Genomic DNA, 16,107 nt, shown 5'->3' on the forward strand with positions numbered 1-16,107 from the left:
AATGCATATTCTTATTGACGTGCAGGGATTGCAAACACAAAGCAAATTTCGGGGTATAGGACGCAGTACTTTAGCCATGAGCCGGGCAATCATACGCAATGCCGGTGAAAATCGAGTAAGTATACTGGTTAACGGTATTTTTCCTATTGATAACATTGAAGAAACACGGCATCTTTATCAAGATATATTACCTGCCGAGGAAATATTTACTTTTTCAGCCCATGGACCAGTGGTCGCTTGCCATGCTGAAAATCAATGGCGTCATCAAACGGCGGAAGAGTGCCGTAATATTGCGATTGCCAACATTAATCCTGATATTGTTTTTGTTATCAGTTTCTTTGAAGGCCATGTTGATGACTATATTGTCTCTATTCCTGACTTTCCGGTAAAATGGCGTACCATTTGCGTATGCCATGATTTAATACCATACCTTAATAAAGAAGTGTATCTTGCTGACGCTAATTTCAGAGGCTTTTACCTTGAACGTTTGCATGAATATGAATATGCGGATGCGATTTTTGCGATTTCTAATTCTGCAGCTGATGAGGTTAAACGCTTCACGTCCATCGATCATAAACGAATTTTTAATATTTCATCAGCGGTTGAACCTGAATTTTGCCGCCTGGAGTTAGATAGCCAAGCCAGGGCCCGATTAAAAGAACGTTATAATTTACCCGATGAATATCTGCTTACGCTCGCTATGATCGAGCCGCGTAAAAACATTAATGCATTACTTCAGGCATTTGGCATGTTGTCCGAGGAATTGCGAGATCGTTATCCCTTGGTGATGGCGTGTAAGATCCGCCCCTACGATTTAGAACGTACGCTTGAGATGGTGGAAAAATATGGTATCAAGCCTAACCAAATTGTATTTACCGGCTATTTGCCTGATAGTGATTTGATAGCCTTATATAACACCTGTAAATTGTTTGTTTTCCCGTCGCTGCACGAAGGATTTGGGTTACCTCCCCTGGAGGCCATGAGTTGCGGTGCGGCCACGCTGAGCTCTAACGCTACCAGTTTGCCGGAAGTGATCGGCTGGTCAGAGGCGATGTTTGATCCAAATGATGTCAATGCCATTAAGGCAGTAATGGAACGCGCTCTGACGGATGAGGATTTTTTCTTGGCGCTTAAAAAGCATGCCCTGACCCAGTCTGGCTTGTTTTCATGGGATCGTACCGCCCATATTGCCTGGGATAGTTTTGCGCACATAATGAATACGCCAAAAATGTTTCGAGTCTTTGACGGCACGCCTGAGCAATCGACGGATGATATCCTTAATCGCATGATGTCGAAAACGCATCACCTCAGTGATACGGATAAACTCGGCACGGCATGGGCTATTGCACGCAATAATTTCAGCCAGCACCAGCGGCAATTAGCGATAGATGTATCACGCTTTTTGCAACCGCTTACCACAGCTGCAGCGCCGGCGCCGTTAGAAGCGCTGACGGCAAGCCTGCTGGCCGGCAATGTCCCTGGTTATCAGGTCAGGGCCATCAGTTGCAATGAGGCGGGATACTATCATTATGCAAATCGCTACCAGGCTGCTCATCAGGGGCATGATTGGGGGGATGATGAGCCCATTTTATTAAAAAAAGACGATATTGTGCTGGTCAACGTGCCGGCCAACGGCGTTTTTCCCCTGAATACTCAACAGTGGGATACGTTGAGGCGCGTCGGCACAACGGTTTATTGCCTTCTTCAGGAACAGGAGATTTTTATCAACGCTGCGGATGCCGATGCCGATGCCGACCGGCAGACGAACAACCGCCCTGTATTGAGCGCCCTGGCGAGGCATACCGACGGTATCATTTGTGCTTCTGATCATCAGGCCGATCAACTGCGGTTGTGGTTAAAGGAATGTGCTGAAGAGGTGATGGCAAACCCTTACCTTAACGTTTGCGCGTTGAATGCTGCCGGGCTTAACCTTCCGCAGGACACACGGCTGTTATTAAATAAACTGCCATTATTACGACCGGCTGGAAAATAAACAGCCACTGTACTGTCCCGCCAGTGGCTTAGGGCGCAGGCGGGAGTACGTTTAAATTCTATAGGGTGCGGGTATAAAGCGTATCGCATCGGTTTTGTATCCATAGATGAGAATGGAAATAATCATAGTGAAAATTATGTTTTCCACCGATGCCATCAAGTATCCCCTTACCGGGGTGTGCCGTTACGCGTTGGAATTACTGAAACAATTGCAACAAAGCAGTGCTATCAGTGAATTGAAATATTTCAACAACCTGAAGGTGGTCGATGCATTGCCCGATCATGCCGATAAAGCGCTGCCGTCGAGTCCGCTGAAAGAATGGCTAAAAAAACGTGTAACATTGATTGAAGTCTACCAGCATCTTTACCCTTTGATGCAAAAGAGAGCGTTGCGCGATTACCGCGATTATATTTATCATAGCCCGAATTACTATCTGCCCGCCGGCCTTGACCGCGCAGTAACCACGTTCCACGACATTTCGATTTTTACCTGCCCGCAATACCATCCCCGCGAGCGGGTTCGTTACATGCATAAAGCTATGCAGGCCAGCCTAAAGCGCGCCAGTCGCGTCATCACTGTGTCTGATTTTTCCAAACATGAACTAGCCAACTATTTTAATTACCCCAGTGAAAAAATCGATACGACCTATTTGGCCTGTAGCGCGGAATTTTATCCCAGGGAAAGCGCGCAGTTGCAGCCGCTGCTGACAAGGCTTGGCCTGACCGAGCAGGGATATACCCTGTTTACCGGCACCATCGAGCCGAGGAAGAATATCGCCACGCTGCTTACCGCCTATGAACGGTTGCCGCAAGAGGTAAGGATGCGCTATCCGTTGGTGCTTTGCGGCTACCAGGGCTGGGGCAGCGAGGAGGTGCATCGGCGCTTTGAACGTGGCCAGCGCCAGGGGTGGCTGCATTATTTAGGTTATCTCCCTAACCACGACCTGCCCTTATTATTTGCGGCGGCGCGGGTGTTTGCCTTTCCGTCACTATACGAAGGTTTCGGCCTGCCGGTGCTTGAGGCAATGGCCTCCGGGGTTCCCGTGGTCTGCTCCAACGCCGCCTCTTTGCCGGAAGTGGCCGGCGACGCCGCCAGTATGTTTGACCCGCTGGATGTGGACGCATTGACTCTGGCTCTTGGCACCAGCCTTGAAGATGAACATCAACGCGCGAGTGCGATAGCCGCCGGCCTGGCGCGCGCGCGGCAATTTTCATGGCAGCGTTGTGCTGCGGAAACGATTGAAGCCTACCGGAAGGTCTGAATCCTGTTATGTTGAAAATACTTCACCTTTATAAAACCTATTATCCCGATTCTTACGGGGGAATTGAACAGGTGATCTTCCAATTAAGTGAAGGGGCGTTTGCCAGCGGCATATCATCAACCGTTCTGGCGCTTAGTCCAAACGGGTCCAGTGATAGCAAGCCGTTTTACCGCCACCATGTCGCCTATAGCGCCATCAGCTGGCAGTTCGCTTCCACGCCTTTTTCCTATAAAGCGATTGGTCATTTTAAGGCCCTTGCCGCCGGGGCGGATATTATTCATTACCATTTTCCCTTTCCATTTATGGATATAATGCATTTTGTCGCCGGAATTAAAAAGCCGACTGTCGTGACCTACCATTCCGATATCGTCAAACAAAAGGCGATGCTGCAGCTTTACCGGCCGTTAATGAACCGTTTTCTGACCAGCGTTGACCGTATCGTGGCGTCATCGCCAAACTATGTGGACAGTAGCCCTGTTTTGCAGCGCTTTTTGCCTAAAATAAGCGTTATCCCCTTTGGTTTGGATCCGGCGTCGTATCCGCCGGCCAGGGATGAGCTGCTTGAGGCATGGCGATCCCGTATCGGCGGGCCTTTCTTTTTGTTCATCGGTGCGTTTCGTTATTACAAGGGCCTGCAAACTTTGTTGGTCGCGGCTAAAATCAGCGGTTATCCGGTGGTGCTGGTCGGCGTCGGTCCCATGGAAGGCGAGTTGAAGCAACAAGCGGCGCAACTGGGGCTGAGAAATATTCATTTTCTCGGTGCGCTGCCGGATAAGGATAAGATTGCTTTGCTTACGTTATGCTACGGTATCGTCTTTCCATCCCATCTGCGCTCAGAAGCCTTCGGTATTACTCTGCTGGAGGGGGCAATGTTTGCCAAGCCTATGATTACGTGCGAGATTGGTACCGGCACCACGTTTGTTAATATTCACCATGAGACCGGCTTGGCGGTTCGTCCTACCGATCCCGAGGAGTTGGCCGATGCCATGCGGCAGCTCTGGCATAATCCTGTACTGGCGCGGCGTTATGGCGACAACGCCCGGGAGCGTTTCGATGCGATGTTTACCTCGGCGAAAATGGTCGAGAGTTATATCAGTTTGTATCGTTCTTTACTGTAGACGTTTTCTGGCATGTCATACACGCTCGCGGCGGCAAGCCAGCCGCACCGTTATGTTGGCATGGAATGCGTAACGAACAGTGACTATCGCACCAATAACTACCCGTCGCCCGTAAAGCTGGGTTAACATATCATCCACATTTTATAACCTGCCGGCCAACGTGCGGCCGCAGGTGGTTCATACTTAAGACACATACTTCAGACAGGAGTTGCTTAATGTCCACACAACAGATCGGCGTAGTCGGTATGGCGGTAATGGGGCGCAATCTGGCGCTGAACATTGAAAGCCGCGGTTATAGCGTTTCCATCTTCAACCGTTCGCGCGAAAAGACGGAAGAAGTGATCGCCGAGAATGCCGATAAGAATCTGGTGCCTTACTACAGCCTGGAAGAATTTGTCAATTCACTGGAAAAACCGCGGCGCATCCTGCTGATGGTCAAAGCCGGCGAAGGCACCGATAAAACCATCGACTCGCTGAAACCCTACCTGGAAAAAGGCGATATCCTGATTGACGGCGGCAACACTTTCTATCGCGATACCATTCGCCGTAACCGCGAGCTGTCCGCGGAAGGGTTCAATTTTATCGGCACCGGCGTTTCCGGTGGTGAGGAGGGCGCCCTGAAAGGCCCTTCCATCATGCCCGGCGGGCAAAAAGCCGCTTACGACCTGGTGGCCCCAATACTGGAGAAAATCGCCGCGCGCGCCGAAGGCGAAGCCTGCGTGGCCTATATCGGTCCGGACGGCGCCGGTCATTATGTTAAAATGGTGCATAACGGCATCGAATATGGCGATATGCAGCTGATCGCGGAGGCGTATGCGCTGCTTAAGAATGCCCTGGGCCTGAGCAATGACGAGTTGGCCGCCACCTTCAGCGAATGGAACAAGGGCGAGCTGAATAGCTATCTGATCGACATCACCAAAGATATCTTCACCAAGAAAGATGAAGAGGGTAACTACCTGGTCGATGTTATCCTTGATGAGGCCGCCAATAAAGGGACCGGCAAATGGACCAGCCAGAGTTCGCTGGATCTGGGCGAACCGTTAAGCCTGATTACCGAGTCCGTGTTCGCCCGCTATCTGTCGTCGCTAAAAGATCAGCGCGTCGCCGCCGCGAAAGTATTGTCCGGTCCCGCGCCGCAAGCCTTTAGCGGTGATAAAAAAGAATTTACCGAGAAAGTCCGCCGGGCGCTCTATCTGGGTAAAATCGTCTCTTATGCCCAAGGGTTTTCCCAGTTGAAAGCCGCGTCGCAAGAAAATAACTGGAACCTGAACTACGGCGAGATCGCCAAGATCTTCCGTGCCGGTTGCATTATCCGCGCGCAGTTCCTGCAGAAAATCACCGACGCCTATGCCGAAAACGCCGACATCGCCAATCTGCTGCTGGCGCCTTACTTTAAAAAGGTGGCCGACGATTATCAGCAGGCGTTGCGCGACGTGGTGGCCTATGCGGTACAGCACGGCATTCCGACCCCGACCCTTTCGGCCGCCATCGCCTATTACGACAGCTATCGCTCGGCGGTATTGCCCGCTAACCTTATCCAGGCGCAGCGCGACTATTTCGGCGCGCATACCTATAAGCGCACCGACAAGGACGGCGTGTTCCATACCGAATGGCTGGAATAAGACTGCCCGGCAAACCCCTGTGCTGGGTGCCGGTATAAGCCGTCTGTAACCCGGCGGTGTAGGGCATAGGCACCGTCGTGATGTCATCGTAAACCGTCCGCGAAACCGGGCGGTTTTTTTATGTTTGCTTCCTGAAGAATCGAGGGGGGTTCAAGAATTAACTTCTGTCGCGCAGGCCGGATGCAAAGCGCCGCCGCATAGCGTAAATATACCTGCCGCTACCATAAAAAACGGGCTAACCTTGCCAATCATAAAGAGGAACATGCCATGCTGCGTTCGCTATTATGCTGTCATTCCCCAAGTGAGCCTGAATCTGTTGCCCCGCCGGGCGTTGCCAACGCGTTCTCATCCGGGAGCTGCATTCCCGGCGCGCTGGCACGGGGAATCAATGCCGTTGCCAACCGATGCTCCCAGGCGCTGCGCATGGCGCCGTCGCTTGAGGCCGCAGGCGAGGCGCGCCCGCAGGGCCTGGATACCTTATCCATGGAGCTTTTAACGCGTATCGGCCATTCTCTCTCGCCTGGGGATTTACTCAGATTATCCTGCGTTAATAAAACATTATATGAGCGGCTGAAAACGCAGCGGGATAGCATTATTCTAACCCGCAGCCTGGCGCGCCGGTGCGGTTATCCGCGTGTGAAAATGCTGATGGGCAGTGACGACACCCCGGGTGTCCTGGCCGCGTTTCCTCCTCACTGCCAGCTGGCGCCGGTTTTGCGTATCATTGAAAGGGTGAGCCCGCCGGACGAGGCGGCGGCGGAATGGCTATATCAGCGTCTTAGCCAGATTATCGACGCCTGGCCGGATTCACTACAAAACCAGGGCTGGACGGCGCTCAGTTATTACCGCCTGCGGGGATTATCCGCCTGCGCCCTGGCCGATGCCTGCAAAGACCTGTTACGTAAGGGGCCGGCGCTGTCGACGGTATGCCGTGAGCATGTCGGCGAAAATATCCTTTACCATTTCAGGCTATTGCGGCAGCGGGATCGAGGTGAGATTATGCTGGGGTTGCTGGCGCTGACGGTAAGCTATCGCCGGCGGACCCGGGAAGCCATACTGGCAGAGCTGTCGCTTGACGTTCTTCATCTCTGCCCGGGGCATATATTACCGGCATTGGATGCATTGCTTGCGGCGGTATTAACCCTGCCCCTGGACGGAAGATTGAGGATCTTCCGTGAACTTAAGTATCAACTGCCCCATATTCTTTTGCCCAGGCTTAATCATCAGGTGGCAATCCGATTGATTAACGCATGGCGGTGTACTTAGGTATAAATGAATAATTAACCTATTCTACCATTTTTATGTCAAGAATACGCGAAAAGGTTGCCCCTTAATAAAGCCCTAAATGCAGTATCAACAGGTCGTGATAATGAAGTGAAAATACCTTAATCATTTTTCAACAAATTCATTAAACTGGATGAAAAAGAAGTGAATATTCAGGATAATTTTACTGCTTCCTGATAATTCGGAGTTATATTGCCACGGACTAATGAATAATAAAATTAATCGCAATAATCTGCGGTTTTTTGACGAAATAGCTTGTAAATATAATCCAAAAATGACGGAAGCATTACCCGTGGCGGCGGCCCGGTATCATAAATTCAAACCGATCGCGGTCGTTGTGCTCGGTGGAAAATAACACATCCGTAATGTTCTTAGACTGTGTTTTTTTGTGTCTCAATCATCAGGAGTATCAGATGCCAAGTTGGTTATACTGTTGCGGTTTTGGCCCCATCACGCGAAAGACGGATAATACCCCGATAGCCGGGCCGGCGCCAACGTCAGGGGGGTTCAGCGCGCTGTCGTTCGCGTCGAACCGCCATGGGCCGCCGCTCAGTTTAGTTCCTTATTATCCACCCCCTTTGGATGCGGGATTCCCGGCCGTTCCTGAACTCAAGAACATTAAGGGCGATTCACCGCCTCCCAGCTACACACCGCCTCCCAGCTACAAAAAACTGTTCCCAGCCTCGCCTTCGCTGCGCGGCAGTTCAGGATCGGGCAGCGCCGCGCCATGAAGGCTAACGCCGCAGCCTTAACCATCGTAGCCGGCGCTGAAAGTGAATCTAGCCCGGTCACGACGGCGATGTTATCCATGCAGCAATGGCGCCGCCAAGGGATAAAGAGGCGTTTCATATTTGATTCAGATTTACCTGTCATATTGACGATTTGTTTAAAGTTAGCGCCGGATAATCATGCTGATAATGATTCAATTAACGAACGTATTTGCTCTAAGCATGCCAGGTAAACTTATCAGCAATATTTTTAGTTTAATATATTATAAATAAGGAGTTTACAATGATTTATGATAGTTTAGTTCCTAAAAGTAATGATGCACCTATTCAGCACAGTGTATCAACGAATTCAGACAATAATGCATTTTTTTCATCTCTGCGCGATAAGCTGACCGGGGTCGCCAATGCTTCCCAGCGGCCGTTGCCCGAGGGTCTGCTTGCGCGTATAGATAATAGCCGGGGAGGCGAAGATATCGATGAAGCATTATTTAATGATATTGGCGCTTATTTGCAAAGGGTAAGGAACGAATACCCGGATGACGCCACCCGTCCTGAAGCGGCCGCAGCTAATGATGCCGGCAATAAACCGGCCGGATCAGCGACCTCTTTTTCTTTGGGGCAAAAGGTATTGCGGGAAGCCTCGCGTATTCATGGTCAAATAAAATCGCTGGATAAAGAGAAGTTAAAACATGAAGCTAACCGTATTTTAGAGCAGATAGGGGATGAAGCTGCGCGTATTGATCCACAGAAGATAGGACATGAATTTAACCGTGTTGCAGAGCAGACAAAGAATGAAACTAAGCGGGCTGTGGAAAAGGTTCGCAATTTTTTTAAATAGTGATGACGAATCACCGCGGTTTTACATACCCCCGATCAATGAGCGGGGGCACATAATACGCCTTATCTGCCGCCGGGCGGCTTGCTGGAGCGGTTATTGATGCCGCTCGCGCAGCCGGCCGATAACCCGGCTTAAATCCAGATCCTGATCCTGCAGCAGCACCAGCAGGTGATAAACCAGGTCCGCCGCCTCGTTGGTCAGTTCTTCACGGTCGTGCACCGTGGCCGCCAGGGCGGTTTCCACGCCTTCCTCTCCCACCTTCTGGGCGATGCGTTTGGTGCCGCTGGCATACAGCCGGGCGGTGTAGGAGCTTTCCGGGTCGGCGGTTTTCCTTTGCGCCAGCAGGGTTTCCAGGTTATGCAGGAAACCCCAGTCGGTGGCGGCCGGATAAAAGCAGCTGCTGGCGCCGGTATGGCAGGTGGGGCCGTCGGGGTTGGCCAGGATCAGCAGGGTATCCCGATCGCAGTCGGGATAGATGCCCACCACATGCAGGACGTTGCCGGAGCTTTCGCCCTTGGTCCACAGGCGCTGCTTGCTGCGGGAAAAAAAAGTCACCTTGCCGGTGTCCTCGGTTACCTGCAGGGCCTGGGGGTTCATATACCCCATCATCAATACCTCACCGGAAATGGCGTGCTGGACAATGGCGGGCATCATTTGATTTGTTTTATCCCAATCCAGCTGGTCGCGCTGTTGCGTGGTTAACATCTGATCTCTACTCCCTGTTGTGCGAGAAAGGTTTTTAACTCGCCAATATTAATTATCTGCTTATGGAATACCGAGGCCGCCAGCGCGCCGTCCACGTCGGCGTCGCGAAACGCCTCAAGGAAGTGTTCGGGCGCGCCCGCGCCGCCGGAAGCGATCAGCGGCACGTGGCACAGCCCGCGGATCAGCCGGAGCTGTTTCAGGTCATACCCGTTGCGCACGCCGTCCTGGTTCATCATATTGAGCACAATTTCGCCGGCGCCGCGTTTTTGCGCTTCCGTCACCCAGTCGGGCGTTTCCCATGTTGTCACCCGGGTGCGGGTTTCGTCACCGGTATATTGATTGACCAGGTAACGATCGGTGCCGCCGTCATGCCAGGTGTCGACGCCGACCACGATGCACTGTACGCCGAACCGGTCCGCCAGGCGGCTTATCAGGTCGGGATCCGCCAGCGCCGGCGAGTTAATGGAAATCTTATCGGCGCCGAACGACAGGATACGGCCCGCCTGCTCCAGGGTTTTAATGCCGCCGGCGACGCAAAACGGGATATCAATCACTTCCGCTACCCGTTCCACCCAGCTCTGGTCCACCACACGATCGTCCGCGGAGGCGGTGATATCGTAAAATACCAGCTCGTCCGCGCCTTCCTCGGCATAACGCCGGGCCAGGGGCACGATATCGCCGATAATTTCATGATTACGGAACTGTACCCCTTTCACCACCTGGCCGGCGCGCACGTCCAGGCAGGGAATTATACGTTTTGCCAGCATGCGATAGCCTCCTCAACGGTAAATTTGTCTTCCAGCAGCGCGCGGCCGACGATCACGCCCTGGACGCCGGTGCCGCGCAGCCGGGCGATATCCTCCAGGCAGCCGATGCCGCCGGAGGATTGGAAGGCGATAGCGGGCCAGGCGCGGCAGATATCCTGGTAAAGCGCCACGTTCGAGCCGCCCAGGGTGCCATCGCGGGAAATATCGGTACAAAGTACGTGCTTGAGGCCAAAGGGCTGATACTCGCCAATCGCCTGCTCCAGGGTCATGCCGGAATTTTCCTGCCAGCCGCTGACCGCCACCTCGCGCTGTCCGTCACGGTCGATGCGTACGTCCAGGGCCAATACCAGGGCATCGGGACCAAAACGCTCAAACCAGCGCTGTACCTCGCGCGGCTGGCGGATGGCGGTGGAGCCCACCACCACGCGGGTGGCGCCGGCATCCAGCAATGCCGCCACATCTTCCGCCGTGCGGATGCCGCCGCCAATCTGCACCGGCGTGGGCCGAACGCCGGCCAGCAGGGTTTTCAGCAACGGGATCTGGCGGGCCGCGGGGTCTTTGGCGCCGGTAAGGTCCACCAGATGCAAAAGCTGCGCGCCCTGCCCGACATACTGCTGCAGACGGGCGAGGGGATCGCCGCCGTATTGGCGCTGGCGGCCGTAATCGCCCTGATGCAGCCGCACCACTTCACCATTTATTAAATCCAACGCGGGAATAATCACCGTTTACATCTCCAGAAAATTCTTCAGCAGTTGAGCGCCCGCGGCGCCGGAGCGTTCAGGATGGAACTGCACGCCGAAAAAATTATCCTGCTCCACCGCCGCGGTAAACGGCTCGCCGTAATGGGTCTGCGCTATGGTGGCGGCGCACAGGGGCATGGCGTAGCTATGGACAAAATAGAAGTAGCTGCCGTCGCCGATGCCGCGAAACAGCCGGTTGTCATGATGGGGATGCACCTGGTTCCAGCCCATATGGGGCAGGGGCAGGCCAAAATCGGTCATTTTGTCGATCGGAGCGTCGATAATGCCAAGCGTCGTGATGCCGCCGTTCTCGGCGCTTTCGCGGCCCAGCAACTGCATGCCGAGGCAGATGCCCAATACCGGCTGGGTGCAGGCCTTGATAAGCTCAATCAGGCCGCGCTCACGCAATTGATCCATCGCCGCCCGGGCGGTGCCGACGCCGGGCAGGAACAGCTTGTCCGCATGCAGCACGATATCGGTATCGCGGCTGACCACGGGCTGGTAGCCGAGCCGGCGCACCGCGGCGGTAACCGAGAACAGATTGGCGCAACCGGTATCAAGTATCACGACCTTCATCACAGCACTCCTTTCGAACTGGGCAGGGTGTTGCCTTGCACGCGGATAGCCTGGCGCAGCGTGCGGCCAAAGACCTTGAACAGGCTTTCGACGCGGTGATGATCGTTTTTGCCTTTGGTTTTCAGGTGTAGGGTGCAGGCCATGGCATAAGACAGCGAGCGGAAAAAGTGCTCGACCATTTCAGTGCTTAAATCACCGACGCGCTGATAAGTATACTCCGCTTTATATTCCAGGTGCGGGCGCCCGGAAATATCCAGCGCGCAGCGCGCCAGGCATTCGTCCATCGGCAGCATATAACCGAACCGGCCGATGCCGCGTTTATCCCCCAGCGCCTGGTTAATCGCCTCGCCGAGCGCCAGGGCGGTATCTTCCACCGTATGGTGATCGTCGATATACAAATCGCCCTTGACCGCGATATTCATGCGAAAACCGCCGTGGGTGGCGATCTGATCCAGCATGTGGTCGAAAAAGCCGACGCCGGTATTGATCTTGCTGCCCCCCTCGCGATCCAGCCAGACCTGCACATCGATATCCGTCTCCTTGGTGACGCGCTTGACGTGGGCATGGCGATCGCGGCGGGTGAGCAGGTCGGCAATCGCCTGCCAGCCCAGGGTCTCGGGGTGATAGCGCAGCCCATTGATACCCATATTATGCGCCAGCGCGATATCGCTTTCGCGATCGCCAATCACGTAGCTATTGGCGGTATCGATGCGGCCGTCCTCCAGGTAGCCGGTTACCAGGCCGGTGAGCGGCTTGCGGCAGTCGCAGCCGTCAGACGGCAGGTGGGGGCAAATCAGCACGTCGTCAAACACGATGCCCTGGGAGCGGAAAATCTGCATCATCAGGTTATGCGGCGCATCGAAATCCGCCTGGGGAAAGCTGGCGGTGCCCAGGCCGTCCTGGTTGGTGATCATGACCAGGCGAAAGCCGGCCTTTTGCAGATCCAGCAGCGCGGGAATAACGTTGGGTTCCAGGGCCAGCTTATCCAGGCGATCCACCTGGAAATCTTCCGGCGGCTCACTTATCAGGGTGCCGTCGCGATCGATAAACAGCAGTTTCTGGCTCACATGGCCTCCTTGCGGGAAACGTCGACGTCGCTGCGCAGCGCGCGCAGGGCGTTAACCACCCGCTCGCATTCGCCGCGGGTGCCGATGGTAATGCGCAGACAGTCCCGCAGGCCGGGCTGGGCGCTCTGGTTGCGCAGGATAATGCCCTGATCCCACAATGCCTTGAAGGCGCCGCTTGCCGGGTCAAAGCGCGCCAGCAGGTAGTTGCTGGCGCTGGGATAGACGTCCAGCACGCAAGCGCATTCCAGCAGGGCCGCGGCCAGCCATTGGCGGGTGGCGGCGATCTCCGCCACCCGGGCGCGCATCAGCGCCAGTCCGTCGGCGCTGAGAGCCTGTTCGGCGATATCCGCCACCGGCAGCGGCAAAGGGTAGGGGGCAATCACTTTTAATAGCAGCTGGATCACGTCCGCGCCGGCCAGGGTGAAGCCGCAGCGCAGCCCGGCCAGGGCAAACGCCTTGGACAAGGTGCGCAGGATAACCAGATGCGGGTAGTCGGCCAGCCAGCCGGCCAGCGTCGCCTGCGGGCAAAACTCGATATAGGCCTCATCGGCCACCACCAGCGCGCGTCCCCGGGCCGCTTCCAGCAGGCGCTTGATATCGTCCGGGCGGATAATATTGCCGGTGGGATTATTGGGGCTGCAGATATAAACCAGCTTGACGCCATCCATCTGCGCCTCGATGGCCGGCAGATCCAACTGCCAGTCGTCGCGCGCCGGCACGGTGCGCCGGGCTACGCCGAAGGTTTCGGCGCTGACGCTGTACATGCCGTAGGTGGGCGGACAAAACAGAATGGCATCCCGGCCCGGCTCGCAAAACGCGCGGATCAGCAGTTCGATGGCTTCATCGGCGCCGCGGCAGGCCAATACCTGATCCGGCTGCAGCCCCGCATAGGCGGCGTAACTGTTAATGACCCCCGCCGGCTGGCAGTCGGGATAGCGGTTGAGGTTGCCGGGACGCGGTTCAATCGTCGGGGGCAGCGGATATTCATTGGCGTTAAGCCAGACATCCCCTTTGCCGCCGAGGCGGCGCGCCGATTGGTAAGGCTCGAGCGCCAGTACATTGGCGCGCGCCAGTTGGCTGATGGACATTATTGCTCCTTATCGGCCGTTAACGGCGCAGGGGTGGATGAGGCGGCCTGGGCCTGGTTGAGCGCGGCGACACGCAGCGTAACGGCGTTTTTATGTGCGGTGAGCTGCTCCGCCTGCGCGAGGATCTCAATGGTGGGGGCCAGCCCCAGCAGGCCCTGCGGCGTCAGCGCCTGTACCGTCATGCGTTTTTGGAAGTCCGCCAGGCCCAGGCTGGAATAGGTGTTGGTATAGCCATAGGTCGGCAGGACATGATTGGTGCCGGAGGCATAGTCGCCGGCGGATTCCGGCGACCAGTCGCCCAGGAACACCGAGCCGGCATTGGTGATGTCGGCCACCAGGCTTTCGGCGTCCCGGGTCTGGATAATCAGATGCTCCGGCCCGTAGCGGTTGCTGATGGCCACGCATTGGGTCAGGTCGCGGGCTATGATCAAGCGGCTGGCGCTGAGCGCCTGACGGGCGATGGCGGCGCGGGAAAGCAGGGCAAGCTGTGCGTCCGTTTCCAGCGCCACGGCTTCGGCGATGGCCGCATCGGGGGTCAGCAGGATCACCTGCGAGTCCGGGCCGTGCTCCGCCTGCGAGAGCAGGTCGGCGGCGATAAACGCCGGCGTGGCGCCGCTGTCGGCGATAACCAGCACTTCGGACGGACCGGCGGGCATATCGATGGCGGCCCCGCCCGCGCGCTGGCTTATCTGGCGCTTGGCCTCGGTCACCCAGGCGTTGCCGGGACCGAAGATTTTATCCACTTTCGGAATCGATTCGCTGCCGAACCCCATGGCGGCGATGGCCTGGGCGCCGCCCACCTGGAAGACGTCCTGCACGCCGCACAGTTGCGCCGCATAGAGGATTTCATCGGCAATCGGCGGCGGCGAACAGAGGATCACCCGGCGGCAGCCGGCGATGCGCGCGGGCGTGGCCAGCATCAATACCGTCGAGGGCAGCGGCGCGGAGCCGCCGGGAATATAGAGACCCACCGACGCCACGGGACGGGTGAGCTGGCGGCAGCGCACGCCGGGCTGCGTTTCCACATCCACCGGCGGCAGCTGCTGGGCGCGGTGGAAGCAGTCGATATTGGCCACCGCCGTCGCCATGGCCTGTTTTACCGCGGGCGACAGGCGATCGGCGGCCTGGCGGATGGCCAGATCGCTGACGCGTAATTCCGCCGTGGCGATATGGTCGAACCGCAGGTTAAACGCTTTGATGGCCTGGTCGCCGCCCTGGCGGACGCTATCGATAATCTCGCCGACGGCGCTGCTGATGCGATCGGACTCCGCCACCGCGGGACGGGCCAGCAACGCGGCCTGTTGGCCGGCCGAGCAGTCGTCCCAGCGTACCGGCGTGGAAAAAGGGGAGGTGGTCATCGGCCGCTTACTCCATCATCTTTTCAATCGGCAGCACCAGGATTGAGCTGGCGCCGAGGGCTTTCAGGTTTTCCATGGTTTCCCAGAACAGGGTTTCACTGCTGACCATATGCATGGCGACGCGGTGTTTATCGCCGGCCAGGGGCAAAATGGTGGGGCGTTCCGCGCCCGGCAGCAGGGCCACGATCTCGTCCAGGCGTTCGGCCGGGGCGTGCAGCATAATATATTTGGATTCGCGCGCCTGGATAACCCCCTGGATGCGGATCATCAGCTTATCGATCAGCGCCTGTTTGGCCGGCGGCAGCTCGACGTCGCTTTGAATCAGGCAGGCCTTGGAGCGGTAGATCACTTCCACTTCCCGCAGGCCGTTGGCCTCAAGGGTTGCGCCGGTGGAGACCAAATCGCAAATGGCGTCCGCCAGGCCGGCGCGCGGCGCGACTTCCACGGAACCGTTGAGCAGACATGACTTAAAGTTGATGCCGAGTTTGTCCAGGTATTGCTTAAGCAGGTGCGGATAGGAGGTGGCGATGCGTTTGCCCTGCAGGCATTGGGGACCCGTAAAGGGTTCATCCAGCGGCAGGGCCAGCGACAGGCGGCAGCCGCCGAAATCCAGGCGCCGCAGCATGTAATAATGCGGATCCTCGCCCTGGGCGCGGCGATTAAGCAGCTCTTCCTCCAGCACGTTTTCACCGATGATGCCCAGATCCACCACGCCGTCCATCACCAGGCCGGGGATATCGTCGTCGCGCACCCGCATAATATCTATGGGCATATTTTCCGCAAAGGCCAGCAGGCGTTGTTGCTGCAGATTGATTTTAATGCCGCAATGTTCAAGCAGCTGCTGCGTATCCGTGCTCAGCCTGCCTGATTTTTGCATCGCTATCCGTAACCGTGATTTGTCCAAGATACTGTCCTCTGCCTGAAATAAAATGTGTTAAGCCCAAAAAAAAACCCTCGGAAGA

Annotated in this window: 15 protein-coding genes and 1 other annotated feature (1 of these 16 running past the window's edge); of the genes, 7 read left to right on the forward strand and 8 right to left on the reverse strand. The window is 56.0% G+C overall.

The features are described 5' to 3' along the window. The first annotated feature begins 1 nt into the window (after nucleotide 1). The 7 genes from ACL2XN_RS00080 to ACL2XN_RS00110 all read left to right on the forward strand — a co-directional run bounded on the left by ACL2XN_RS00080 (nucleotide 2) and on the right by ACL2XN_RS00110 (nucleotide 8,844). Entirely contained in the window at nucleotides 2-1,993 is a 1,992-nt protein-coding gene (locus tag ACL2XN_RS00080; RefSeq protein WP_413723237.1) for a glycosyltransferase family 4 protein, read from the forward strand. Nucleotides 1,994-2,120: 127 nt separating this feature from the next. Beyond that, the gene (locus ACL2XN_RS00085; protein ID WP_413729817.1) at nucleotides 2,121-3,254 is read left to right on the forward strand and encodes a glycosyltransferase family 4 protein; all 1,134 of its coding nucleotides are present in this window, start codon (nucleotides 2,121-2,123) and stop codon (nucleotides 3,252-3,254) included. 8 nt (nucleotides 3,255-3,262) lie between these two features. Then, entirely contained in the window at nucleotides 3,263-4,372 is a 1,110-nt protein-coding gene (locus tag ACL2XN_RS00090) for a glycosyltransferase family 4 protein (RefSeq protein WP_413723235.1), read from the forward strand. Between the two features lie 215 nt (nucleotides 4,373-4,587). Then, complete coding sequence (gene gndA / locus ACL2XN_RS00095; protein WP_410014381.1) at nucleotides 4,588-5,994, forward strand: NADP-dependent phosphogluconate dehydrogenase; 1,407 nt, start codon at nucleotides 4,588-4,590, stop codon at nucleotides 5,992-5,994. Between the two features lie 267 nt (nucleotides 5,995-6,261). After that, the gene (locus ACL2XN_RS00100) at nucleotides 6,262-7,260 is read left to right on the forward strand and encodes a hypothetical protein (RefSeq protein ID WP_413729818.1); all 999 of its coding nucleotides are present in this window, start codon (nucleotides 6,262-6,264) and stop codon (nucleotides 7,258-7,260) included. Between the two features lie 745 nt (nucleotides 7,261-8,005). Beyond that, nucleotides 8,006-8,239: a hypothetical protein gene (locus ACL2XN_RS00105; RefSeq protein WP_413728025.1), complete on the forward strand. Its 234-nt coding sequence runs from the start codon at nucleotides 8,006-8,008 to the stop codon at nucleotides 8,237-8,239. Nucleotides 8,240-8,289: 50 nt separating this feature from the next. Further along, nucleotides 8,290-8,844, forward strand: a complete 555-nt coding sequence (locus ACL2XN_RS00110; RefSeq protein WP_413729820.1) for a hypothetical protein — start codon at nucleotides 8,290-8,292, stop codon at nucleotides 8,842-8,844. Nucleotides 8,845-8,937: 93 nt separating this feature from the next. Here ACL2XN_RS00110 and hisIE read toward each other — a convergent pair whose 3' ends face one another. Genes hisIE through hisG form a run of 8 tightly spaced genes read right to left on the reverse strand, consistent with a single transcriptional unit; the run spans nucleotide 8,938 to nucleotide 16,052 of the window. After that, nucleotides 8,938-9,549 carry a bifunctional phosphoribosyl-AMP cyclohydrolase/phosphoribosyl-ATP diphosphatase HisIE gene (gene hisIE, locus ACL2XN_RS00115; RefSeq protein ID WP_413723233.1) on the reverse strand — a complete coding sequence of 204 codons (612 nt, stop codon included), beginning with the start codon at nucleotides 9,547-9,549 and terminating at the stop codon, nucleotides 8,938-8,940. Continuing rightward, complete coding sequence (gene hisF, locus ACL2XN_RS00120) at nucleotides 9,543-10,316, reverse strand: imidazole glycerol phosphate synthase subunit HisF (protein WP_413729821.1); 774 nt, start codon at nucleotides 10,314-10,316, stop codon at nucleotides 9,543-9,545. Before hisF ends, hisIE begins: the two co-directional genes overlap by 7 nt. Beyond that, entirely contained in the window at nucleotides 10,298-11,038 is a 741-nt protein-coding gene (gene hisA / locus ACL2XN_RS00125; RefSeq protein ID WP_413728027.1) for a 1-(5-phosphoribosyl)-5-[(5-phosphoribosylamino)methylideneamino]imidazole-4-carboxamide isomerase, read from the reverse strand. Before hisA ends, hisF begins: the two co-directional genes overlap by 19 nt. Before the next feature lie 3 nt (nucleotides 11,039-11,041). Continuing rightward, nucleotides 11,042-11,632, reverse strand: a complete 591-nt coding sequence (hisH, locus tag ACL2XN_RS00130) for an imidazole glycerol phosphate synthase subunit HisH (RefSeq protein WP_410014387.1) — start codon at nucleotides 11,630-11,632, stop codon at nucleotides 11,042-11,044. Then, nucleotides 11,632-12,699: a bifunctional histidinol-phosphatase/imidazoleglycerol-phosphate dehydratase HisB gene (gene hisB / locus ACL2XN_RS00135; RefSeq protein ID WP_413728029.1), complete on the reverse strand. Its 1,068-nt coding sequence runs from the start codon at nucleotides 12,697-12,699 to the stop codon at nucleotides 11,632-11,634. Before hisB ends, hisH begins: the two co-directional genes overlap by 1 nt. Continuing rightward, the gene (gene hisC, locus ACL2XN_RS00140; RefSeq protein WP_410014389.1) at nucleotides 12,696-13,787 is read right to left on the reverse strand and encodes a histidinol-phosphate transaminase; all 1,092 of its coding nucleotides are present in this window, start codon (nucleotides 13,785-13,787) and stop codon (nucleotides 12,696-12,698) included. The genes hisB and hisC overlap by 4 nt, the downstream gene beginning before the upstream one ends. Continuing rightward, nucleotides 13,787-15,145 (reverse strand): histidinol dehydrogenase, encoded by a 1,359-nt coding sequence (gene hisD, locus ACL2XN_RS00145; protein WP_413729822.1) that lies wholly within the window; start codon nucleotides 15,143-15,145, stop codon nucleotides 13,787-13,789. Before hisD ends, hisC begins: the two co-directional genes overlap by 1 nt. 7 nt (nucleotides 15,146-15,152) lie before the next feature. After that, a complete protein-coding gene (hisG, locus tag ACL2XN_RS00150) occupies nucleotides 15,153-16,052 on the reverse strand; it encodes an ATP phosphoribosyltransferase (RefSeq protein ID WP_410016774.1) in 900 nt (299 codons plus the stop codon). Between the two features lie 35 nt (nucleotides 16,053-16,087). Then, nucleotides 16,088-16,107 (reverse strand) — a sequence feature (His leader region); it runs 101 nt beyond the window's last position.

The sequence above is a fragment of the Sodalis sp. RH22 genome, assembly GCF_047324165.1.
In the GTDB taxonomy this organism is placed as follows: Bacteria; Pseudomonadota; Gammaproteobacteria; order Enterobacterales; family Enterobacteriaceae; genus Acerihabitans.

What these genes read in the sequence shown, in the direction of transcription:
- ACL2XN_RS00080 (WP_413723237.1), top strand. Translation starts at nt 2, where the DNA reads ATGCATATTCTTATTGACGTGCAGGGATTGCAAACACAAAGCAAATTT.
- ACL2XN_RS00090 (WP_413723235.1), top strand. Translation starts at nt 3,263, where the DNA reads ATGTTGAAAATACTTCACCTTTATAAAACCTATTATCCCGATTCTTAC.
- gndA (WP_410014381.1), top strand. Translation starts at nt 4,588, where the DNA reads ATGTCCACACAACAGATCGGCGTAGTCGGTATGGCGGTAATGGGGCGC.
- ACL2XN_RS00100 (WP_413729818.1), top strand. Translation starts at nt 6,262, where the DNA reads ATGCTGCGTTCGCTATTATGCTGTCATTCCCCAAGTGAGCCTGAATCT.
- ACL2XN_RS00105 (WP_413728025.1), top strand. Translation starts at nt 8,006, where the DNA reads ATGAAGGCTAACGCCGCAGCCTTAACCATCGTAGCCGGCGCTGAAAGT.
- ACL2XN_RS00110 (WP_413729820.1), top strand. Translation starts at nt 8,290, where the DNA reads ATGATTTATGATAGTTTAGTTCCTAAAAGTAATGATGCACCTATTCAG.
- hisIE (WP_413723233.1), bottom strand. Translation starts at nt 9,549, where the DNA reads ATGTTAACCACGCAACAGCGCGACCAGCTGGATTGGGATAAAACAAAT.
- hisF (WP_413729821.1), bottom strand. Translation starts at nt 10,316, where the DNA reads ATGCTGGCAAAACGTATAATTCCCTGCCTGGACGTGCGCGCCGGCCAG.
- hisH (WP_410014387.1), bottom strand. Translation starts at nt 11,632, where the DNA reads ATGAAGGTCGTGATACTTGATACCGGTTGCGCCAATCTGTTCTCGGTT.
- hisC (WP_410014389.1), bottom strand. Translation starts at nt 13,787, where the DNA reads ATGTCCATCAGCCAACTGGCGCGCGCCAATGTACTGGCGCTCGAGCCT.
- hisD (WP_413729822.1), bottom strand. Translation starts at nt 15,145, where the DNA reads ATGACCACCTCCCCTTTTTCCACGCCGGTACGCTGGGACGACTGCTCG.